22 protein-coding genes and 2 pseudogenes are annotated in these 21,580 nt (G+C 66.5%); 9 read left to right on the forward strand and 15 right to left on the reverse strand.

Going from position 1 to position 21,580, the window contains the following annotated elements:
* Positions 1 to 6 precede the first annotated feature (6 nt).
* Both arfA and IP89_RS06010 read left to right on the forward strand, forming a co-directional pair.
* Positions 7 to 165, forward strand: a complete 159-nt coding sequence (gene arfA / locus IP89_RS06005; protein ID WP_043308370.1) for an alternative ribosome rescue factor ArfA — start codon at positions 7 to 9, stop codon at positions 163 to 165.
* 56 nt (positions 166 to 221) lie between these two features.
* A complete protein-coding gene (locus tag IP89_RS06010) occupies positions 222 to 1,511 on the forward strand; it encodes a lytic murein transglycosylase (RefSeq protein ID WP_043308371.1) in 1,290 nt (429 codons plus the stop codon).
* Between the two features lie 15 nt (positions 1,512 to 1,526).
* On the opposite strand, the gene IP89_RS06015 is transcribed toward IP89_RS06010, so the two are convergent.
* A complete protein-coding gene (locus IP89_RS06015) occupies positions 1,527 to 2,408 on the reverse strand; it encodes a DNA-3-methyladenine glycosylase (RefSeq protein ID WP_043308372.1) in 882 nt (293 codons plus the stop codon).
* A 135-nt stretch (positions 2,409 to 2,543) separates the two neighbouring features.
* Between IP89_RS06015 and IP89_RS23860 the strand changes: the two are divergent.
* The 3 genes and pseudogenes from IP89_RS23860 to lipA all read left to right on the forward strand — a co-directional run.
* A pseudogene (locus IP89_RS23860) lies at positions 2,544 to 3,320 on the forward strand (PAS domain-containing protein); the annotation flags it as partial.
* Between the two features lie 105 nt (positions 3,321 to 3,425).
* Positions 3,426 to 3,860 (forward strand): annotated as a pseudogene (locus IP89_RS23865) (methyl-accepting chemotaxis protein); the annotation flags it as partial.
* A gap of 112 nt (positions 3,861 to 3,972) precedes the next feature.
* Positions 3,973 to 5,031, forward strand: coding sequence for a lipoyl synthase (lipA, locus tag IP89_RS06025; protein WP_043308374.1), 1,059 nt, complete (start codon positions 3,973 to 3,975; stop codon positions 5,029 to 5,031).
* A 72-nt stretch (positions 5,032 to 5,103) separates the two neighbouring features.
* Here the strand turns inward: lipA and lipB are convergent, their stop codons facing one another.
* The 11 genes from lipB to IP89_RS06080 form a co-directional block, all read right to left on the reverse strand.
* On the reverse strand, positions 5,104 to 5,721 hold the full coding sequence (gene lipB / locus IP89_RS06030; RefSeq protein ID WP_043308375.1) for a lipoyl(octanoyl) transferase LipB: 618 nt from the start codon (positions 5,719 to 5,721) through the stop codon (positions 5,104 to 5,106).
* A complete protein-coding gene (locus IP89_RS06035; RefSeq protein WP_043308376.1) occupies positions 5,721 to 5,999 on the reverse strand; it encodes a DUF493 domain-containing protein in 279 nt (92 codons plus the stop codon). The genes lipB and IP89_RS06035 overlap by 1 nt, the downstream gene beginning before the upstream one ends.
* A 129-nt stretch (positions 6,000 to 6,128) precedes the next feature.
* Positions 6,129 to 7,304: a D-alanyl-D-alanine carboxypeptidase family protein gene (locus tag IP89_RS06040; protein ID WP_043308377.1), complete on the reverse strand. Its 1,176-nt coding sequence runs from the start codon at positions 7,302 to 7,304 to the stop codon at positions 6,129 to 6,131.
* A 94-nt stretch (positions 7,305 to 7,398) separates the two neighbouring features.
* Positions 7,399 to 8,409, reverse strand: coding sequence for a septal ring lytic transglycosylase RlpA family protein (locus IP89_RS06045; protein WP_052080980.1), 1,011 nt, complete (start codon positions 8,407 to 8,409; stop codon positions 7,399 to 7,401).
* On the reverse strand, positions 8,406 to 9,422 hold the full coding sequence (mltB, locus tag IP89_RS06050; protein WP_043308378.1) for a lytic murein transglycosylase B: 1,017 nt from the start codon (positions 9,420 to 9,422) through the stop codon (positions 8,406 to 8,408). The genes IP89_RS06045 and mltB overlap by 4 nt, the downstream gene beginning before the upstream one ends.
* A complete protein-coding gene (rodA, locus tag IP89_RS06055; protein ID WP_043308379.1) occupies positions 9,419 to 10,567 on the reverse strand; it encodes a rod shape-determining protein RodA in 1,149 nt (382 codons plus the stop codon). The genes mltB and rodA overlap by 4 nt, the downstream gene beginning before the upstream one ends.
* Positions 10,564 to 12,489, reverse strand: coding sequence for a penicillin-binding protein 2 (gene mrdA, locus IP89_RS06060; RefSeq protein WP_043308380.1), 1,926 nt, complete (start codon positions 12,487 to 12,489; stop codon positions 10,564 to 10,566). The genes rodA and mrdA overlap by 4 nt, the downstream gene beginning before the upstream one ends.
* 10 nt (positions 12,490 to 12,499) lie before the next feature.
* Entirely contained in the window at positions 12,500 to 12,967 is a 468-nt protein-coding gene (gene rlmH / locus IP89_RS06065; RefSeq protein WP_043308381.1) for a 23S rRNA (pseudouridine(1915)-N(3))-methyltransferase RlmH, read from the reverse strand.
* A gap of 9 nt (positions 12,968 to 12,976) precedes the next feature.
* Complete coding sequence (rsfS, locus tag IP89_RS06070) at positions 12,977 to 13,336, reverse strand: ribosome silencing factor (RefSeq protein ID WP_043308382.1); 360 nt, start codon at positions 13,334 to 13,336, stop codon at positions 12,977 to 12,979.
* 7 nt (positions 13,337 to 13,343) lie between these two features.
* A complete protein-coding gene (gene nadD / locus IP89_RS06075) occupies positions 13,344 to 13,994 on the reverse strand; it encodes a nicotinate-nucleotide adenylyltransferase (RefSeq protein WP_043308383.1) in 651 nt (216 codons plus the stop codon).
* Positions 13,994 to 15,259, reverse strand: coding sequence for a glutamate-5-semialdehyde dehydrogenase (locus tag IP89_RS06080; protein WP_043308384.1), 1,266 nt, complete (start codon positions 15,257 to 15,259; stop codon positions 13,994 to 13,996). The genes nadD and IP89_RS06080 overlap by 1 nt, the downstream gene beginning before the upstream one ends.
* 173 nt (positions 15,260 to 15,432) lie before the next feature.
* On the opposite strand from IP89_RS06080, the gene IP89_RS06085 reads away from it, so the two are divergent.
* Both IP89_RS06085 and IP89_RS06090 read left to right on the forward strand, forming a co-directional pair.
* Complete coding sequence (locus IP89_RS06085; RefSeq protein ID WP_043308385.1) at positions 15,433 to 16,113, forward strand: DNA-3-methyladenine glycosylase; 681 nt, start codon at positions 15,433 to 15,435, stop codon at positions 16,111 to 16,113.
* 2 nt (positions 16,114 to 16,115) lie between these two features.
* Complete coding sequence (locus IP89_RS06090; RefSeq protein WP_043308386.1) at positions 16,116 to 17,432, forward strand: bifunctional DedA family/phosphatase PAP2 family protein; 1,317 nt, start codon at positions 16,116 to 16,118, stop codon at positions 17,430 to 17,432.
* 15 nt (positions 17,433 to 17,447) lie between these two features.
* On the opposite strand, the gene IP89_RS06095 is transcribed toward IP89_RS06090, so the two are convergent.
* From IP89_RS06095 to IP89_RS06105, 3 genes are read right to left on the reverse strand one after another with little or no spacing between them, the layout of a single operon-like run.
* Entirely contained in the window at positions 17,448 to 18,038 is a 591-nt protein-coding gene (locus IP89_RS06095; RefSeq protein ID WP_043308387.1) for an LON peptidase substrate-binding domain-containing protein, read from the reverse strand.
* Between the two features lie 10 nt (positions 18,039 to 18,048).
* The gene (locus IP89_RS06100; protein WP_043308388.1) at positions 18,049 to 18,765 is read right to left on the reverse strand and encodes an LrgB family protein; all 717 of its coding nucleotides are present in this window, start codon (positions 18,763 to 18,765) and stop codon (positions 18,049 to 18,051) included.
* Positions 18,762 to 19,124, reverse strand: a complete 363-nt coding sequence (locus tag IP89_RS06105) for a CidA/LrgA family protein (protein WP_043308389.1) — start codon at positions 19,122 to 19,124, stop codon at positions 18,762 to 18,764. The genes IP89_RS06100 and IP89_RS06105 overlap by 4 nt, the downstream gene beginning before the upstream one ends.
* A 163-nt stretch (positions 19,125 to 19,287) precedes the next feature.
* Between IP89_RS06105 and IP89_RS06110 the strand changes: the two genes are divergently transcribed.
* Both IP89_RS06110 and IP89_RS06115 read left to right on the forward strand, forming a co-directional pair.
* Positions 19,288 to 19,743 carry a MaoC family dehydratase gene (locus IP89_RS06110; protein WP_043308390.1) on the forward strand — a complete coding sequence of 152 codons (456 nt, stop codon included), beginning with the start codon at positions 19,288 to 19,290 and terminating at the stop codon, positions 19,741 to 19,743.
* Positions 19,744 to 19,831: 88 nt separating this feature from the next.
* Positions 19,832 to 21,535, forward strand: coding sequence for a C13 family peptidase (locus IP89_RS06115; RefSeq protein WP_043308391.1), 1,704 nt, complete (start codon positions 19,832 to 19,834; stop codon positions 21,533 to 21,535).
* Positions 21,536 to 21,580: the final 45 nt, after the last annotated feature.

Consider the following 21,580-nt stretch of genomic DNA (forward strand, 5'->3'; position numbering starts at 1 on the left):
ATCAACATGAGCAGCAAAGCCCGCAAGCGGCCGAACAAGGCCAAGTCCATCATCGCCCAGCCCCTGTTCCGCAGCCGCCAGGAACAGCCGAAGAAAGGCAAAGGCAGCTACCGCCGCGAAGCCTCCCAGCAAAACTGGGAGGCTTCTTGCTTTATGGCGGCCTGAAAAGCGGCCGACATGTTAAGGTCGCGGTCTGTTTGGCAAGACCGAGACACCGCACGATGTTCCACCTCTCCGCCAATGGACGCCTGAGCTGCCTGCTCGCCGGCGCCGTCCTCTTCCTCGGCGCCTGCGCCGAAACCCCGAACCCCACTCCCGAGCTGACCGCCAGCGCCGCCAGCAGCCAGCCGCAGCAGACCGCGCCGCGCGCCGCGCAAGTCGCGAGTCACGAGCAGCCAGCGCAAAGCTTCGAGGAATGGCGTCAGCGCTTCCGTCTCAAGGCCGTGCATGCAGGCGTCTCCCCCGCCCTGTTCGACCAGGCCTTCGCCGGTATCACCCCGGACCTGAGCGTGGTCAAGGCCGACGGCGCGCAGCCGGAGTTCACCCGCCCGGTGTGGGAGTACCTCGACGGCGCCATCTCGCCGGTGCGCGTACGCAAGGGCCAGGCCCTGCTGGCCGAGCATGCCGCGACCCTGGATGCCATCGAGCAACGCTACGGTGTCGACCGCGAAACACTGGTGGCGATCTGGGGCATGGAAAGCAGCTTCGGCCAGTTCATGGGTGAGCAGTCGGTGATCCGCTCGCTGGCCACCCTGGCCTACGAGGGCCGCCGCCCGCAGTTCGCCGAAGACCAGTTGCTGGCCGCCCTGCAGATCCTGCAGAACGGCGACATCAGCGTCGGTGGCCTGCGTGGCTCCTGGGCCGGCGCCATGGGCCAGACCCAGTTCATCCCCACCACCTATCTGACCCACGCGGTGGACTTCGACGGCGACGGTCGCCGCGATATCTGGAACTCCAGCGCCGACGCCCTGGCCTCGGCCGCCCACTACCTGCAAGCCTCCGGCTGGCAGAAGGGCCGCGCCTGGGGCATCCAGGTGGCCCTGCCCAGCGGCTTCGACTATGCCCTGGCCGACAGCGAGATCCGCAAGACCTACAGCGAGTGGTACGGCTATGGGGTGAAAGGTACGCCGACCAACGTCGACCCCAACGACACCGGCTACCTGCTGCTGCCGGCTGGGCACCGCGGCCCGGCCTTCCTGGTGTTCCGCAACTTCGGCGCCATCCTGCGCTACAACAACTCCTCGTCCTACGCCCTGGCCGTCGGCCTGCTAGGCCAACGCCTGGATGGCGCCGGACCGCTGCTGGCCAGCTGGCCGAAGGACGAGCGCCCATTGGGCCGCAGCGAGCGCATCGCCCTGCAGGAGGGCCTGAGCGCCCGCGGCTACAACCCGGGCCCGGCCGACGGCATCATCGGCGCCAACACCCGCCGCGCCATCCGTGCCTTCCAGCAGAGCCTGAGCCTGCCGGCCGATGGCTATCCGACGCCAGCGCTGCTGCAACAGCTGCGCTAAGCGCCAGGCGGCTCATCAGGCCATCGCCCACAGATGAGCCGCCACTAGCGCCCGCCAGGGCGCGAAGGACAACAGCCAGTCGCGCACGAAGGGCTGGCTGAGCTTCTCTTCTACGCCCAGCAGGCGCTGCAACTGACGCCGCACCGCGGCGTCGCCATGCAGCGAGCCATCCAGTCGGGCGAAGCCACGCAGCAACGCATAGTCCACCGTCCACGGGCCGATGCCCTTCAGCGCCAGCAGGCGCTCGCCGATAGCCTCGGCCGGCTCACTTTCCAGCCAGGCGTCCAGCGGTAGTCTTCCCGCCTCGATCTCGCGGCTGAGCAGCAGCAGGGTCTGGGTCTTCGCCTGGGAGAAGCCGGACTGGCCCAGCGCATCCTCGTCCAGCGCCGCCACTGCGGCCGCATCCGGATAGCACAGCAGGCCACTGGAATGACGCCGGCCCGCCAGCTGGATCAGCTTGCGGCGCAGGGAGATCGCCACCGGCAGGCTGATCTGCTGGCCGCTGATGGCCCAGCTCAGTGCCTCGAACGGCGTGGCCGACTGCGGCACCCGCAGGCCAGGATTGGTCAGGAGCAACCTCCCGATCTGCGGGTGATCGGCGTGAGCGGTCTCGAAGGCCTGCACCGCTTGAGTCAGCCCCAACATGCGCTCGGCCAGCCCACGCAACGCCTGCGCATCGGCCCCCGAGTCACCGTCCACCTGCAGGCTCACCTGCACTCGGCCGGCGGCGAAGCGCAGGCCCAGGCAGGCCGGCTGCCCGCCCCAGAGAATGCCCTTGTCCAGGCCAGCATCCGTGACCCGCTCGGCCAGGGCCTGAGCATCCCGGCGGTGGAAAGCCAGCAAGTCAGTGACCCGATAGTCATCCGGCAGCGTCAGTTCGAGCTCGATGCGCGACATATTTCCTCATCATGGGACGGTGGAGGTCGAAGGCTACACTGCAGGACTATGGTTTTCCTGCCGTCGACCGATAAATAGAAACGCGGTCCCTACATCATCACCGCCCTCAGGTCTCCACCCAAAGGTGCCTTGCCGATGTTCAATAAAAAGCTGAAAGAGGAGCTGGCCGAACTGCGCGAAGAGCTCACCAGCCTGCGCCAGATCAGGGACTCGGTCTATGCCGAAATGCTGGTGATCGAGATCGCGGCGGATGGCCGGGTCCGCTATGCCAACGAGCACTTCCTCAAGGAGATGGTCTACCAGCGCGAGGCCCTGATCGGCCGCACCCTGGAGTCGCTGATCCCGACGTCCTTCCACCAGGAAGCCAACTACCAGATCCTGCAGCAGGCCCTGCGCAACCACGAGCACATCTGGGGCGCCTATCGGCTGCTGCGCGGCAACGGCGAAGAAGCCCGGCTGCGCTGCATCTGGCAACCGGTGCTGGATAGCCAGGGCAAGCTGGCCTTCTTCACCCTGTGCGCCACCGACCTGACCCGCACCATCTCCACCTCGCGCGAACACGAGGGCCTGATCGACGCCCTGCTGCGCTCCACCGCAGTGATCGAATTCAATCTGGCCGGTGAAGTCCTCACCGCCAACGACCGCTTCCTCGGCGGCATGGGCTATCGCCTGGAACAGATCAAGGGCAAGCACCACCGCATGTTCTGCGAACCGGAGGAATACAACTCGCAGGAGTATCGGGATTTCTGGGCACGCCTGAACCGCGGCGAGTTCGTCGCCGGGCGCTTCAAGCGCGTCGACAGCTACGGCCGCGTGGTCTGGCTGGAAGCGTCCTACAACCCGATCCTCGATCCGCACGGCAAGCTGTACAAGGTGGTCAAGTTCGCCACCGTGATCACCGACCAGATTCAGCAGGAGCAGGCGGTCGCCGAGGCGGCGAACATCGCCTACAGCATCTCGCAGAAGACCGACGACACCGCCGACAAGGGTGCCTCGGTCGTACGCCAGACGGTCGAGGTGATGCAGCGCATCGCCCGCCAGATGCAGGAGGCCAGCGATGGCATCGAGGCGCTGGGCAAGCAGTCGCAGCTGATCAGCACCATCATGCAGACCATCCGCGGCATCGCCGACCAGACCAACCTGCTGGCGCTCAATGCCGCCATCGAAGCCGCCCGCGCCGGTGACCAGGGCCGCGGCTTCGCCGTGGTCGCCGACGAGGTGCGCCAGCTGGCTGGGCGCACCAGCCAGGCCACCGAGGAAATCGTCGAGGTGGTGCAGAAGAACCAGCACCTGGCGCAGAGCGCCGTGGACAGCATGGCCAGCAGCCGCCAGCAGGCCGAACAGGGCCTGAGCCTGGCCAACGAGGCCGGCGCGGTGATCGTCGAGATCCAAGACGGCGCCAAGCAGGTGGTGCAGGCGGTGGAACAGTTCGCCAGCCAGCTCAAGACCTGACGCTTCCTGGGCACAGCAACTGTGCCGCCGACAGCCGGTGAGGTCGTCTATGGTAGACTGCCCGCCGGCCAAAAGCCCCGCCACCGAAGCCCCTACCGGAGCCGAGATCTCGATGTCCGACACTGCCTCGCCCAAGCCCGTATCCAGCGGCGAAAAATTCCGCACGCCCCAGGGCATCACCGCGATCAAGGATGGCCAGAAGCGCCGCGCTTCCGCTTCGGCCGAGCCGCAGGTCGTCGAGCCCAAGCCGAGCTGGCTGCGAGTCAAGGCGCCGAGCGGTAGCCGCTTCGACGCGGTCAAGCGCAATGTCGGCGAGCATCGCCTGAGCACCGTCTGCCAGGAATCCCACTGCCCGAACATGGGCGAATGCTGGTCCAACGGCACCGCCACCATCATGCTGATGGGCTCGGTGTGCACCCGTGCCTGCCGCTTCTGCGCGGTCGACACCGGTAACCCGAATGGCTGGCTGGACCTGGAAGAGCCACAGAACACCGCCAAATCGGTGGAGCTGATGGGCCTGCGCTACATCGTGCTGACCTCGGTGGACCGCGACGACCTGGCCGACGGTGGCGCCGCGCACTATGCCGCCTGCGTGCAGGCGATCAAGGCCAATACCCCGCAGGTGGTGGTAGAAGCCCTGACCCCGGATTTCGACGGCGACCATGAGGCCATCGCCCGCGTGGTCGACTCCGGCCTGGAGGTCTTCGCGCAGAACGTCGAGACGGTCAAACGCCTGACCCATGTGGTCCGCGACCCGCGTGCCGGCTACGAGAAGACCCTCAAGGTGCTGGAACACGCCAAGCGCCATCGCCCTTCGGTCATCACCAAGACCAGCCTGATGCTGGGCCTGGGCGAGACCGACGAGGAAATCATCGAGACCATGGACGACCTGCGCGCCATCGGCGTGGACATCCTGACCCTCGGCCAGTACCTGCAACCCACGCGCAACCACCTGAAGGTGCAGCGCTGGGTCAGCCCGGAAGAATTCAACCGCTTCCGCGACATCGGCCTGGAGAAGGGCTTCATGGAAGTCGCCGCCGGCCCGCTGGTGCGCTCCAGCTATCGTGCCGACCGCGTGTTCGAGAAGAACAACCTGGGCCTGGCCGCACCGACTCCGGTGCCGGGCCAGCAGCAGGACAACAGCCTGATTCCGGCGCTCAACCTGAACTGAGCCTCAGCCCAGAAACAGAAAAGGCCCTGTGGCATACGCCCCAGAGCCTTTTGCTTGGTACCCACCTCAACCTCAGCGGTAACCCAGACGCTCGCGCAAGGCGCGCTCCAGGCGCTGTGCCACCTCGTCGAGCGCGGGTGGCGCCTCGAGCAGGTCCTTGAGCTGGATCATCTTCAGGCCGGCGTAGCCGCAGGGATTGATGCGCCAGAACGGCGACATGTCCATGTCGACGTTCAGCGCCAGGCCGTGGAACGAGCAGCCATTGCGTACTCGCAGGCCCAGCGAGGCAATCTTGTCGCCGTCGACATACACCCCCGGCGCATCGGCCTTGGGCGCCGCCTCGATGCCATAGCCGGCCAGCACATCGACCAGCGCCCGCTCCATGGCGGTGACCAGCTCGCGCACGCCCAGCTTCTGACGGCGCAGATCAAGCATCAGGTAGGCCACCAACTGGCCGGGGCCATGGTAGGTGACCTGGCCACCGCGCTCGACCTGTACCACCGGGATGTCGCCGGTAGCCAGCAGGTGCTCCGGCTTGCCAGCCTGGCCCTGGGTGAATACCCGCGGGTGCTGCAGCAGCCAGATTTCGTCGGGGGTCGACTCATCACGCTCAGCGGTGAAGCTGCGCATGGCCTCCAGGGTCGGCAGGTAATCCACCAGCCCCAGGTGACGCACGACGAGCTCTGCCACTAGAGCACCATATGCACGCGGCCGGTGGCCTTGAGGTCGACGTGGATCGCCTGCAGCTGCTCAACGCCGGTGGCGGTGATCAGCACCTGCACGGAGAGGAAGCGGCCGTTGCGGCTGTCGCGCACCACCAGGGTATCGACGTCGAAGCCAGGCGCATGGCGCTGGATGATCTCGACCACCAGATCGGAGAAGCCTTCGCCGGCCTCGCCGATCACCTTGATCGGGTAGCGCTCGCAGGGAAATTCGATTTTCGGGGCTTGTACTTCGGTATCTGTCATCGCGATCACTCCGGGTTGCTCACCCGTGAAATGCGAACGCCCCGATTCCGGGGCGTCCTGGTGAATCTTCAGCTCTGATCCCTAATCTGGGGCCAGAACGGCGGTGTTTCAAGACCGCCAGACGACTCTTTAGTTGAACAGTCCGTAGAAGAATAGACGGATGCCATCCCACAGGCGGCGGAAGAAACCACCCTCTTCCACCGGCTCCAGGGCGATCAGGTCGGCGCTGTGCACCACCTCGTCACCCAGCTTGACCTCGACCTTGCCGATCACGTCGCCCACTTTGAGCGGAGCGACCAGTTGCGGCTCCAGCACCATGCTGGCCTTGAGCTGCTTCACCTGGCCTTTCGGCAGGGTCAGGCTGAGGTCCTGGGCCAGGCCGGCCTTGACCTGACGAGTGGTGCCCTTCCACACCTGAGCCTGGGCCAGCTCCTGGCCCGCCTTGTAGAAGGTCTGGGTCTCGAAGAAGCGGAAGCCGTAGGTCAGCAGTTTCTGGGTCTCGGCGGCGCGGGTCTTCTCGCTGTCGGTACCGAACACCGAGGTGATCATGCGCGCGCCGTCACGTACGGCAGAGGCCACCAGGCAGAAGCCGGCCTCGGCGGTATGGCCGGTCTTCAGGCCGTCGACGGTGCTGTCACGCCACAGCAGCAGGTTGCGGTTGCCCTGCTTGATGTTGTTCCAGAAGAACTCCTTCTGCGAGTAGATCGCATAGTGCTGCTGGTCTTCGTTGATGATGGCGCGGGCCAGGATGGCCATGTCGTGTGCGCTGGAGTAGTGCTCCGGATGCGGCAGGCCGGTGGCGTTCATGAAGTGCGAGTTCTTCATGCCGAGCTTCTCGGCGGTCTCGTTCATCATGTCGGCGAAGGCGTCTTCGCTACCGGCGATGTACTCGGCCAGGGCGATGCTGGCGTCGTTGCCGGACTGGATGATGATGCCGTGCAGCAGGTCGTCGACCTTCACCTGGCTGTTGATCGGCAGGAACATGGTGGAACCGCCGGAGGCCGCGCCACCAGTGCGCCAGGCGTGCTCGCTGACGGTAACCAGGTCCTGCTCACCGATCTTGCCCTTGCGGATTTCGAGGGTGGCGATGTAGGCGGTCATCAGCTTGGTCAGGCTGGCCGGCGGAAGGCGCTGGTCGCCGTTGTTCTCCACCAGCACCTTGCCGCTGGCGCCGTCCATCAGCACGTAGGACTTGGCCGCCAGCTGCGGCGGCGAGGGAATGGCCGAGTCGGCGGAAGCGGCGAAGGACGCGCTCAGCAGAGTGGCAAGCAGGGCAAGGCGTTGGGCAAAGCGGGAGATGTTCATCCGTCTCTCTGAAGTAGCTGTTCAACAATGGCGCAGGCGGGCCGGAGCCCGCCTGCATTCACCGCCGCCCGGCGAGGGGCGACGCACGAAGTCTTTAGTCCGGCCGGACCAGGGCGGGTTCCCCGAGGTTGGCCAGGCGCACGCTGTTTTGCAGCTGCTGGGCCTCAGCCTGGGTTTCGACCGGCCCCAGGCGTACCCGGTGCAAAATCTGCTGGTTGCGCACCACCGAGCTGATAAACACCTTGGCAGGTACCGTCTCGCTCAGCTTGGCCTTGAGGAGCTCCGCAGCGTCCGGATTGGCGAAGGCGGCCACTTGGAGATACAGGCCAGATGCTGCGGGCGAAGCGTTTTTTTTTACATCAATCTGCACCGGCAGCACGGCGGCGGCATGCTGCGCCGGCGGCGGCGTGTACTGCTCGATCGGCTGAGCCGGGGCCACCGCCACTGGCTCGGCGACGGCTGGCGCGCCCTGGCTGGCCATCTTCGGCTGCGCCAGCACCATCGGTACCGGGCGGCCCTGGGCGGCCCACCATTCATGCGGGTCGATGCCCTCGACCTTGACCCGGGCGGTGCCGCTCTCGGCGTAGCCGAGCTTCTTCGCCGCGGCGAAGGACAGGTCGATGATGCGGTCGGAGTAGAACGGGCCACGGTCGTTGACACGCAGGATCACGGTCTTGCCGTTGTCCAGGTTGGTCACCCGCACGTAGCTCGGCAGCGGCAGGGTCTTGTGCGCGGCGGTCATGCCGTACAGGTCGTAGGCCTCGCCGTTGGCGGTGGCCTGGCCGTGGAACTTGGTGCCGTACCAGGAGGCGGTACCGGTGGCCGAGTAGCGGCGGCTGTCACGGATCGGGTAGTAGGTCTTGCCCATCACCGTGTAGGGGTTGGCCTTGTAGTTGCCGTAGTGCGGCATCGGCACGGCATCGGGGATGCGCGACACGTCGACGTCCCACCAGGGCGCGCCGTCGCGATGCGGGCGGCTGTAGTCGCCGGGTCCGGAAATCGGTTGCGAGCCGGGCTCGACCGGTTGCGGGCCACGGTTGTTGGAGCAGCTGACCAGCAGCAGACCGATGGTGGTCGCAGTCAGCGCACGCTGGACGAACTTCAAGGACGACCCCGCTTGGCGACCAGCTCGCCGGAGAGTTGATGGACGGCCATGGCGTACATGGCACTGCGATTGTAGCGGGTGATCACGTAGAAGTTGGGCAGACCCATCCAGTATTCCTGGCCTTCGGCGCCGTCGAAGCGGAAGGCGGTGACCGGAATGTCGTCACGCAGCACGTCGGCGCTGGTCCAGCCGAGGGCGCGCAGGTCGCCGACATTCTTCACCGGATCGAGACCCTGGGTCAGGCCGCTGTCGGCCAGCTCGCCCTTGACCTGGGCACGGCTGACCACCGGCTCGCCGCTGGTCCAGCCATGGCGTTTGAAGTAGCTGGCGACACTGCCGATGGCATCCACCGGGTTGTTCCAGATGTCGATATGGCCGTCGCCATCGAAGTCCACCGCATAGGCGCGGAAGCTGCTCGGCATGAACTGCGGCAGGCCCATGGCGCCGGCGTAGGAGCCCTTGAGGGTGAGCGGATCGACCTGCTGCTCGCGGGCCAGGATGAGGAACTCACGCAACTGCTGGCAGAAGAATTCGGCGCGCGGCGGGTAGTCGAAGCACAGCGTCGACAGCGCATCGAGCACGCGCCAGCTGCCGGTGTTGCCACCGTAGAAGGTCTCCACGCCGATGATCGAGACGATCACCTGGGCCGGTACACCGTATTCCTTCTCGGCACGAGCCAGAGCGTCGGCATGCTTGTTCCAGAAGTCCACGCCCTTGCTGATGCGTGCCTCGGTGATGAAGATCGGCCGGTAGTCCTTCCACGGCTTGACCTTCTCGGCCGGGCGGGAGATGGCGTCGAGGATCGCCTGCTTGCGCTCCACCTGATCGAACAGCACGGTCAGCTGCTCGCTGGCGAAACCATAGTCGCGGGTCATCTCGCCGACGAATTCGGCCACCCGCGGTGACCCCTGGTATTCCCCGGCGGCCTGAACCTGGCCAACCACGCCGAACAGCGCCACCACGGCGACTCCCCAGCTGCGCATTGCTTGCTTCAAATTCTGCACTCTTGTCATGCCTGGGCGATCCACTTGCGGTGCGTCTGGATCGCCATCAAAACCCCGAACCCGGCCAACAGCGTCACCAGATGGGTTCCGCCATAGCTAATGAAGGGCAGGGGCACCCCCACCACCGGCAACAGTCCGCTGACCATGCCGATGTTCACGAATACGTAGACGAAGAACGTCATGGTCAGGCTGCCGGCCAGCAACTTGCCGAACAGCGTCTGGGCCTGCGCGGTGATCACCAGTCCACGGGCGATCAGCAGCAGGTAGACGAACAACAGGATACACACCCCGACCATGCCGAACTCTTCGCTCAGCACGGCAATGATAAAGTCCGTGTGGCTTTCCGGCAAAAAATCCAGGTGCGACTGGGTGCCGAGCAACCAGCCCTTGCCGAACACCCCGCCCGAGCCGATCGCGGCCTTGGACTGGATGATGTTCCAGCCGGTACCGAGCGGGTCGCTCTCCGGGTCGAGGAAGGTCAGAACCCGCTGTTTCTGGTACTCGCGCAGCACGAAGAACCACATGCCCACCGCGATCGGCACCACCGCCGTGACCGCGCCGATGATCCAGCGCCACTGCAGTCCGGCCATGAACAACACGAAGGCGCCGGAGGCGAGAATCAGCAGTCCGGTACCCAGGTCAGGTTGTTTCAAAATGAGTACGAAGGGGATCAGGATCAGCACCAGACTGATGGCAATGTGCTTCAGCTTGGGCGGCAGGTTGTGCCGGGCCAGGTACCAGGCGATGGTCGCCGGCATGATGATCTTCATGAATTCCGAGGGCTGGAAGCGGATCACCCCGGGAATGTTGATCCAGCGCGTCGCGCCCATCGCCGTGTGGCCCATGATCTCGACCACGGTCAGCAGACCGACGCCGGCCACATAGGCCAGTGGCACCCAGCGCGCCATGAAACGCGGCTCGAACTGGGCGATGACGATGGCGGCGACCAGGCCGATGCCGAACGAGGAGCCCTGCTTGAGCACCAGGTCCCAGTTCTTGCCGCTGGCCGAATAGAGGATGAACATGCTGCCGGCGCACAGCGCCAGCAGGATCAGCAGCAGCCAGCCGTCGATGTGCAGGCGCTGCAACAGCGTGGCGCGGCGCTTGAACACGTCCTCCTGGGAGATGTTGCGATCGAATTCCTGGCGCTTCATCGCGTGGCACTCGCCTCCTCGGTTGTCGGCACGGCCGGGCGATATTCGGGCTTGAGCTGACCGTCCTCTCCCAGCAGCCAGGCGTCCATCACCTGCTTGGCCACCGGCGCGGCCACGCTGGAGCCACCCTCGCCGTTCTCGATCATCACCGATACCGCGATCTTCGGCGCCTCGGCCGGGGCGAAGGCGACGAACAGGGCGTGGTCGCGATGGCGCTCGGCGACCTTGTTGCGGTCGTATTTCTCGCCCTGCTTGATCGCCACCACCTGCGCCGTACCGCTCTTGCCGGCGATGCGGTAGAGCGAGGTGGCGCCGACCTTGGCCGCCGTGCCGCGCGGGCCGTGCATCACCATTTCCATGCCGACACGGCTGTAGTCCCAGAACTTCGGATCGCGCAGCTGGATGTCCGGCGGGGTCGGCACATGCGGCATCAGGTCCTGCTCCATCAGCTCCGCCGGGCTCATGTTCTCGGCGCGCTTGAGCAGGTGCGGGCGAATCCACTTGCCGCGCGTAGCCATCAGGGTCACCGCCTGGGCCAGCTGCAGCGGCGTGGTCTGCATGTAGCCCTGGCCGATACCGAGGATCAGCGTCTCGCCCGGATACCAGGACTGGCGGTAGCGCGCGCGCTTCCACTCGCGCGACGGCATCAGCCCCGGCGCCTCCTCGAACATGTCCAGCGAAACCTTCTGACCCAGGCCGAAGCGGCTCATGTAGTCGTGCATGCGGTCCACGCCCATCTTGTGGGCGAGGTCGTAAAAGTAGGTGTCGTTGGAGCGCATGATGGCGTACTCCAGGTTCACCGAGCCGTCACCGGTGCGATTCCAGTTGCGGTATTTGTGGGTGTTGCCCGGCAGCTGGTAGTAGCCCGGATCGAACACCCGGGTCTGCGGCGTGACCACTCCGGCGTCCAGGCCGGCCACCGCGATCATCGGCTTGACCGTCGAGCCCGGCGGGTAGAGGCCGCGTAGCACGCGGTTGTACAGCGGCCGGTCGATGGAGTCGCGCAACTCGGCATAGGCCTTGAAGCCGATACCGGTGACGAACGGGTTGGGGTCGAAGCTCGGCTGGCTGACCATGGCCAGCACGTCGCCACTGGACGGCTCGATTGCCACCACCGCGCCACGGCGGCCGCCCAGGGCCTGCTCGGCAGCCTCCTGCAGGCGCACGTCGAGGGTCAGGGTCAGGTCCATGCCCGGGATCGGGTCGGTGTGCTTGAGCACCCGCAGCACGCGGCCACGGGCATTGGTCTCGACTTCCTCATAACCGACCTGGCCGTGCAGCAGGTCCTCGTAGAAGCGCTCGATACCGGTCTTGCCGATGTGGTGAGTGCCGGCGTAATCGGTGGGGTCGAGCTCCTTGAGTTCCTTTTCGTTGATTCGCCCGACATAGCCGACCGAATGCGCGAAGTGGCCCTTCTGCGGGTAGTGGCGCACCAGCTGCGCAGCCACCTCGACGCCGGGCAGGCGGAACTGGTTCACCGCGATGCGGGCGATCTGCTCCTCGGTCAGTTCGAACAGCACCGGCACCGGCTCGAACGGGCGACGGCCCTGGCGCATGCGCTTCTCGAACAGCGCGCGGTCATCCGGCGTCAGCTGCAGCACCTCGACGATCGCGTCGAGCACCTGCTGCCAGTCGCCGGCGCGCTCGCGGGTCACGGTCAGGCTGAAGCTCGGCCGGTTGTCGGCGATGATCACCCCGTTGCGATCGAAGATCAGGCCGCGGGTCGGCGGGATCGGCTGCACGTGGATGCGGTTGTTCTCCGCCAGCGTCGAGTGGTGCTCGTACTGGATCACCTGCAGGTAATACATGCGCGCGATCAGCACGCAGGTCAGCAGCAGCACGGTGATGCCGCCCACAATGACCCGACGACGCACCAGGCGGGCGTCCTTCTCGTGGTCCTTCAGGCGTATGGGTTGCGGCATCGACTACTGCTTACTTGTGGTACGGATGGCCGGACAGCACGGTCCAGGCACGGTAGATCTGTTCGCCGACCAGAATGCGCACCAGCGGATGCGGCAGGGTCAACGGCGACAGCGACCAGCGCTGCTCGCTGCGCGCGCAGACCTCCGGGGCCAGGCCCTCGGGGCCGCCGACCATCAGGTTGACGTTGCGCGCATCCAGGCGCCAGCGCTCCAGCTCGGCGGCCAGCTGCTCGGTACTCCACGGCTTGCCTGTGACCTCCAGGGTCACTATGCGTTCACCGGGCTGTACCTTGCTCAGCATCGCCTCGCCCTCCTGACGGATCAGGCGGGTGACGTCGGCGTTCTTGCCACGGGTGGTCAGCGGAATCTCCACCAGCTCCAGCGGCAGCTCGGATGGCAGGCGCTTGACGTACTCCTGCCAGCCCTCCTCCACCCAGCGCGGCATGCGCGAGCCGACGGCGATCAGCTTGATACGCACGACGCGGGCTTACTCGGCCGGGTCCTGGTGCTGCGCGCGGCTCTGCTCGGCGCCCTGCCACAGGCGTTCCAGATCGTAGAACTGGCGGGTGGCGACCTGCATCACGTGGACCACCACATCGCCCAGGTCGAGCAGGGCCCATTCGCCGCCGTCCAGGCCTTCGTTGCCGATCGGGCGCACGCCCTGCTCCTTGACCTTCTCCAGCACGTTCTCGGCCAGGGATTTGACGTGACGGCTGGAGGTGCCGCTGGCGATCACCATGAAGTCGGTGACGCTGGTCTTGCCGCGCACATCGATGGTGGTGATGTCCTTGCCCTTGAGTTCTTCCAGGGCATCTACGGCGACCCGGACCATTTCTTCGTTTTGCATCGTTACCTCATGAAACGTCTTTCGCACGGTACAGATCGTGCGCATGGATATAGGCCAGCACGGCGTCGGGCACCAGGAAGCGCACCGAGCGCTGCTGTGCCAACAACTGGCGAACCAGGGTGGCGGACACCGCAAGGGGCGTCTGCCAGATGAAACTGATCTGCCCACCCGGCCCCGAGAGGTCGAGCGGATCGGTCACGCTGCGCCCGGCGAGCAGGTCGCGCAGTGCCTCGGGCGGCTCGCTGTCGGCATCCGGCCGCTGCAGCACGAGGATATGGCAGTGCACCAGCAGTTCCTGCCAGCGATGCCAGGTCGGCAACCCGCAGAAGGCATCCCAGCCCAGCAGGAGAAACAACTGATCGTCCGCCGCCAGCTCACCCCGCACCGATTCCAGGGTGTCGTAGGTGAACGACGGCTTGTCACGCTTCAGCTCACGGTCATCGACCGTCAGCCGTGGTTCGCCGGCCACCGCCAGCTCGACCATGGCCAGGCGCTGCTCGGCCGTGGCCTGCGGCGCCTCGCGGTGTGGCGGGCGAGCGCTGGGGATCAGCCGCAGCTCGTCCAGCGCCATGAACTCGGCGACTTCCAGCGCACCACGCAGATGACCGATGTGCACCGGGTTGAAGGTGCCACCGAGCAGGCCAATACGGCGCGCCATCAGGTACGAATGTGCCCGTCGCCGAACACCACGTACTTCTCGCTGGTCAGGCCTTCCAGGCCGACCGGACCGCGGGCGTGCAGCTTGTCGGTGGAGATGCCGATCTCCGCGCCCAGGCCGTACTCGAAACCATCGGCGAAGCGGGTCGAGGCGTTGACCATCACCGAGGATGAGTCCACCTCGGTGAGGAAGCGCCGCGCATCGCTGAAGTTCTCGGTGATGATCGCGTCGGTATGCTGCGAGCCGTATTTGTTGATGTGCTCGATGGCTGCATCCAGCGAGTCGACGATGCGAATCGCCAGGATCGGAGCGTTGTACTCGGCGTACCAGTCGTCTTCGCTGGCTTCCAGCACGTCACTGCCGAGCAGCGCGCGAGTGGCGGCGTCACCACGCAGCTCCACGCCCTTGTCGCGGTAGATGGCGGCCAGCGGCGGCAGCACCTTGGCGGCCACGGAGCTGTGCACCAGCAGAGTTTCCATGGCATTGCACGGCGAGTAGCGCTGGGTCTTGGCGTTGTCGGCGACGCGAATCGCCTTGTCGATGTCGGCAGCGATGTCGATGTACACGTGGCACACGCCGTCCAGGTGCTTGATCACCGGCACCTTGGCATCGCGGCTGATGCGCTCGATCAGGCCCTTGCCACCACGCGGCACGATGACGTCGACGAACTCCGGCATGGTGATCAGCGCGCCAACAGCAGCGCGGTCGGTGGTTTCCACCACCTGCACGGCGCTGGCCGGCAGGCCGGCTTCGGCCAGGCCGAGCTGGATGCAGCGGGCAATGGCCTGATTGGAATGGATCGCCTCGGAGCCGCCACGCAGGATGGTGGCGTTGCCGGACTTCAGGCACAGGCTGGCGGCGTCGATGGTCACATTCGGACGCGACTCGTAGATGATGCCGATCACGCCCAGCGGTACGCGCATCTTGCCGACCTGGATACCCGACGGCAGGTAGCGCATGCCCTGGATCTCGCCGATCGGGTCCGGCAGGGTGGCGACCTGGCGCAGGCCTTCGATCATGCTGTCGATGACTTTCGGGGTCAGCGCCAGGCGGTCGACCATGGCCGGCTCCAGACCGCTGGCACGCGCGGCGGCCAGGTCCAGCTCGTTGGCGGCGGTCAGCTCGACGCGGGCGGCGTCGAGGGCATTGGCGGCGGCCTGCAGCGCATGGTTCTTCTGCGCGGTGCTGGCTCGGGCGAGCACCCGCGAGGCATCGCGCGCGGCGCGGCCCAGGCGGGTCATATAGTCGAGCACTGACTCGGTCATGGTCGGCGAAGGTCTGGCAGTTGGAAAAAGTGGCTGATTATAGCGACCGCGCCCCGTCCCGCCCAGCACTGCCGGGCGGATGGTGCAAGCCATGCAACATCGCGGAACAAGATTCGCCGCCAGCGCGACCCGGCATTGTTAAGATCGCGCCGTTTTCCCCAGCCGGATTGCCGATGACCAGCACCCGCCAGCCCCTGCCCGACAGCTTCTTCGACCGCGACGCCCAGCTCGTCGCCCGTGCGCTGCTGGGCAAGATCATCCGCCACAACCACCAGGGCCACTGGCTGGCGGCGCGGATCATCGAGACCGAGGCCTACTACCTGGCCGAGAAGGGCAGCCATGCCTCGCTCGGCTACACCGAGAAGCGCCGCGCGCTGTTTCTCGACGGCGGGCACATCTACATGTACTACGCCCGTGGTGGCGACTCGCTGAACTTCAGCGCCCAGGGCCCGGGCAACGCGGTGCTGATCAAATCGGCCATGCCCTGGCTGGACGAACACTGCGCCGACGACGCCCTGCCGCGCATGCAGGCCAACAACCCCTCGGCCGCCGGCGACCAGCGCCACCCGGAACGCCTGTGCGCCGGCCAGACCCTGCTGTGCAAGGCCCTCGGCCTCAAGGTGCCGGACTGGGACGCGCAGCGCTTCGACCCGCAGCGACTGTTCGTCGATGACGTTGGCCAACGCCCGACGCAGATCATCCAGACCACTCGCCTGGGCATCCCCAGCGGCCGCGATGAGCAGCTGCCCTATCGTTTCGTCGACGCCGACTACGCCCGCCACTGCACACGCAACCCTTTGCGCCGTGGCCAGGTCGAAGGCCGCGACTACTTTCTGCTGAACCCCGAGGAGTGAGCATGAGCGAATGGTTCGCCGCCCTGTCGCACTGGCTGGAAGCCAACCCCGAGTGGCTGGGCCTGAGCATCTTCCTGGCCGCCTGCCTGGAATGCCTGGCCGTGGCCGGCATCCTGATCCCCGGCACCGTGCTGCTGTTCGCCCTCGGCGTAATGGCCGGCAGCGGCGCCCTGGGCCTGGGTGAAACCCTGCTGCTGGCCTATGCCGGCGGCCTGCTCGGCGACGCGATCTCCTACGGCTTGGGCCGGCGCTTCCACCAGGGTATTCGTGGCCTGCCGGTACTGCGTGACCACCCGGAATGGCTGGCCGGCGCCGAACACTACTTCCAGCGCTATGGCGTGGTCAGCCTGCTGGTCGGCCGTTACATCGGCCCGCTACGGCCCATGCTGCCGCTGGTGGCCGGCATGCTCGACATGCCCTTCATCCGCTTCGTGCTGGTCAGCATGCTGGCCGCCGCCGGCTGGGCCGTGGCCTACATGCTGCCGGGCTGGGCCACCGGCGCGGCGCTGCGCCTGCCACTGCCCGAAGGTTTCTGGGGGGCGGCCGGCATCGTCGCTGCCGGGCTCGGCCTGATGCTGGTTCTGGTGATCGGCAGCAGCCTGCGCGAGCAGCGCTGGGCCACTCTGCTGGCCGCCGGCAGCAGCGCGGTCCTGTTGCTGGCCCTGCTGATCGGCATTCCGCACCTGGACGCGCTGGACCGCGGCCTCAACGCCCTGGTCCAGGAACACCGCAGCACCAGCGTCGACAGCCTGGCCATGCTGATCACCGGCCTCGGCGACTTCCGCACCCAGCTGGTGGCTGCCGTGCTGGTCACCCTGCTGCTGCTGATCGCCAAGCGCTTCCACGCAGCATTGTTCCTGGCCTGCTGCACGCTGTTCACCTCGCTCGCTACCACCGGGCTCAAGCTGCTGTTCGGCCGCGCCCGCCCGGAAGTGCTGCAGCAGCCGTTGGAGACCTTCAGCCTGCCCAGCGGCCACAGCTCGGCGGCCTTCGCCTTCTTCCTCGCCCTCGGCGTGCTGGCCGGACGTGGCGCCAGCGCGCGCACGCGCCTGACCTGGCTGCTGCTGGCCAGCCTGCCGGCGCTGTGTATCGCGGGATCGCGGGTCTATCTGGGCGTGCACTGGCCGACCGACATCCTGGCCGGCGCGCTGCTCGCCGGCAGCGTCTGCGCCGCCTGCCTGGCCTGGCTGCAGCGCCGCGAGCCGATGCGCCCGCTCGGCGCGCGGGTGTGGTGGTTGGTATTGCCGGCCACCCTGGCCCTGCTCGGCGGGGTCAGCGCCTGGTCGCTGCCGGAGGCGATCCAGCTGTATCGCTACTGATCAGGACAGCCGGCCCTAGGCCGTCATCTCGCCCTGCAGCTGGTCGAGGTACTGCTGGATCAGCTGCAGGCGCTGCGCCGGCAGGTCCTGCTGCAGCACCTGCAGCTTCTCTTCGGGAGTGAATGGCAGCAGGTAGGCCAGTTGGTTGGCCAGCGCCTGCTGGCCGGCCACCACGCCACCCATGCCCAGCTCGGCCACCAGCGGATGCTCGGCCAGGGCGCCAAGCAGCGCCGCCAGGTCGGCCTGTTCGGCGAGCAACGGCGCATCACCCGTTTCTTCCAGCCACTGCACCTCGCCCAGGCTCAGCTGATCGGCCTGTACCGTCACCTCTCCGACGCGAAAGCGCCGGCCACCTTCGACGCGAATACCGAGCAGACCGTTGGAGCGCTGCTGGAAGTCGCGAATCAACGCCTCGCAACCGAGCACCGAGAAGCGCCGGGCCGCCTCACCGACTTCCGCACCTTCGAGGATGGTCACCACGCCGAAGCTCTCGCCCCGCCGCATGCAGGCGCTGACCATGTCCAGATAGCGCGCTTCGAAGATCTGCAGATCGAGGATGCAACCGGGGAACAGCACGGTATTGAGGGGGAACAGCGGGTAGCTCATTGACAGCTCCTCAGGCGACCAGGGCCACGACCAGCGGCAACACCACTGCGGTGAGCATACCCATCAGGCTCATGGCTAGGGCAGCGAAGGCGCCGCTCTCTTCGCCCTCCTGCAGCGCGCGCGCCGTACCCACGGCATGGGCGGTAATGCCCAGCGCCATGCCCTGGGCCGCCGGATGGTGCACACCGATGCGGCGTAGCAACTCCGGGCCACACATGGCGCCGATCACCCCGGTGATCAGCACGAACACCGCGGCCAGGGCCGCCACGCCGCCGATCTGCTCGGCCACCAGCATGGCGATCGGCGAGGTCACCGACTTCGGCGCGATGGTCATCAGCATCATCCGCTCGGCACCGAAGGCCCAGGCCAGGGCCACGCCCAGCGCGGTGGCGACGGCACCGGCGAACAGCAGGGTAATCAGCGTCGGCCAGAACAGCTGGCGGATGCGCTTGAGATTGAGGAACAACGGCACGGCCAGGGCCACGGTGGTCGGGCCGAGCAGCACGCTGAGCAGGAAGGTGCTCTCGCGGTATTCCTGGTAGGTCAGCCCGGCCAGCAACAGGATGCCGATCAGCACCGCCATCGACACCAGCACCGGCTGCAGGAACATCCAGCGCGTGCGCTCGTAGGCGGCCAGCGCCGCCTGGTACACCGCCAGGGTCACGCCGACGCCGAACAGCGGATGGTGCAGTACCGCCTGCAGCGCGCCCTGCCAGTCCGGAGTCATGGCCGCTCCTCGCGCCGCGCCTGGCGATCGATCAGCTTCTGCATCAGCCAGCCGGCGAACAGCAGGGAAATCAGCAGCGACAGGCCCAGGGCCCCGGCCAAAGCCCAGAAGTCGGCGGCGATCTGCTCGGCATACACCATCACTCCCACCGCCGGCGGCACCAGCAACAGCGGCAGGTAGCGCAGCAGGCCGGCGGCGGCCTCGGTCATCGGCTCGCCGACCTCGCCGCGCAGCAGGAGAAAACCGAACAACAGCAGCATGCCGATGATCGGCCCCGGCAGCATCGGCAGGAACAGCACGTTGAGGGCGGTGCCAAGCAACTGGAACAGCACCAGCCAGGTCAGGCCGCGAAGCAGCATGCGAGAGGGCTCCGGCTAGGAAAAGGCGACCATTATAGGCACGCCTGAGGGAGCGCTATAAACCGCGACTTTCGGCTTGACCCATGGCGCGCAGTCGTGATGTTGTAGGGCCAGCCTGGTTTACCAAGAACAACAACCGACCACGCATCCTCAAGGAGGAACCATGCCGTCCGTACCCGTCGCGCAACTACAAGACTATGTGGGCAAGGAACTCGGCAAGTCCGAGTGGCTGACCATCGATCAGCAACGCATCAACCAGTTCGCCGAGTGCACCGGCGACCACCAGTTCATCCACGTCGACCCGGTCAAGGCCAAGCTCACCCCGTTCGGCACCACCATCGCCCATGGCTTCCTCAGCCTGTCGCTGATCCCGGTGCTGATGGAAAAGCTGATGCTGGTCCCGGAAGGTCTGAAAATGGCCGTCAACTACGGCTTGGACAGCGTCCGCTTCATCCAGCCGGTCAAGGTCGACTCGCGCGTGCGCCTGTCCGCCAAGGTCCTGGAAGTCACCGAGAAGCGCCCTGGCCAGTGGCTGTTCAAGGTCGAGGCGACCCTCGAGATCGACGGCGAGGAGAAGCCGGCCTATATCGCCGAATCGCTTTCCCTCTGCTTCGTCTAAGCAGACCGCTGTATCCGACGGGGCGCTCAGGCGCCCCGTTTTCATTTGCCGCTGGCATACTCAGGGCAAATCGACCAGGACGTCCGCCATGCCCCGCCGCCTAGCCCCCTTGACCCTAGCCCTCCTGCTCGCCGCCTGTGGCGATGGCGAACCGCTGCTGCCGGCGGATGCCGTGTTGCCCGATGGCGGCCGCTATCGCGGCGAGGTGGTGGACGGCCGCCTGCAGGGCGAAGGCCGCATCGACTACGCCAACGGCATGTACTACCAGGGCCAGTTCAAGGACGGCCAGTTCGAAGGCCCCGGCGAATGGCACGGCCCCAGCGGCGAGAGCTACAAGGGCACCTTCCACCTCGGCCTGTTCGATGGCCAGGGCGCGCTGGTCTACAGCGACGGCACCCGCTACCAGGGCGGCTTCAAGCAGAACCGCATGCATGGCGAGGGCTACCTGCAGCAGGGCACCATGAGCTATCGCGGCGAATTCCGCGACGACCGCTACCACGGCCTCGGCACCCTCGAATGGCCGGACGGCAGCCGCTACCAGGGCCGCTTCGTGCGTGGCGAGCCGGAAGGCGAAGGCCTGCGCAGCAACGCCGAGGGCCAGTTCAGCGGCACCTTCAAGAAGGGCATGCTGCAGGGCGAAGGCAGCTACAAGGGCGAAGACGGCGAGAGCTACACCGGCGGCTTCCGCAACGACATGTTCCACGGCAAGGGCCGCTTCCAGAACGGCGACGGCGAAGTGTGGAGCGGCAACTTCGTCAACGGCGCCCTGACCGGCAAGGGCGAATTCCGCGGCACCGACGGCCGCCACTACGAAGGCAACTTCCGCTACTGGCGCTTCCATGGCCAGGGCAAGCTGAGCCTGGCCGACGGCAGCGTCTACCAGGGCCACTTCGCCGATGGCCGCTACGCCGGCGAAGGCACCCTCACCGCCCTCGACGGCAGCCGCACCCAGGGCACCTGGAGCAACGGTGAGCTGCTGCGCGGCGCCGACGGCAAGGCCCATCCGGACCCGCTGGAACTCGGCCTGCTGCGCCAGGGTCAACTATTGCAGGAAGCGCTGGACGCCCTGCCCGCCTCCACCCCGGCAGTCGAGCTGTACAGCCTGAGCCTGGCCGGCGACGGCAAGCAGAGCGTGTTCCTGCGCGAAGCCGACTATGTCAGCACGCTGCTGCGCGAGCGTTTCGGCGCCCGTGGCAACGTCACCCTGACCAACCACCGCGATCACCTGAGTGATCGCCCACTCGCCACCCGCGAGAGCCTGACCCGCGCCGTGCAGGCCCTCGCCGAACGCAGCGGCCCGGAGGATCTGGTGTTCATCTACCTGACCAGCCATGGCTCCAGCGATCACCAGCTGAACATCGACCAGCCGCGCCTGCAGCTGTCCGATCTGCCGGCCAGCGAGCTGGCCGCGCTGCTCGAACCCCTGCACGACCGGCACAAGGTGGTGGTGATCTCGGCCTGCTACTCGGGCGGTTTCATCCCGCCGCTGAAGGACGACAAGACCCTAGTGATGACCGCCGCCCGCGCCGACCGGGTGTCGTTCGGCTGCTCCGAGGAAAATGACTTCACCTACTTCGGCCGCGCGCTGTTCGCCGAGGCGCTCAACGAAACTGACGACCTCAGCCGCGCCTTCGAACTGGCCAAGGCCAAGGTCGCCGAGCGCGAGCAGGCCGAGGAGTTCGAGCCTTCCGAGCCGCAACTGTGGGCACCGCAGGCGGTGCTGGAGCACTGGAAGAAACTACGTAAGCAACAGGCCGAGCAGGCCCTGACCGCGGCGACGAAAGCGCAGTAATCGGCGATCAACTTCCACCCGGATCTGCCGATTCGCTCTAAGCTG

Source organism: Pseudomonas sp. ML96, assembly GCF_000761545.1.
In the GTDB taxonomy this organism is placed as follows: Bacteria; Pseudomonadota; Gammaproteobacteria; order Pseudomonadales; family Pseudomonadaceae; genus Aquipseudomonas.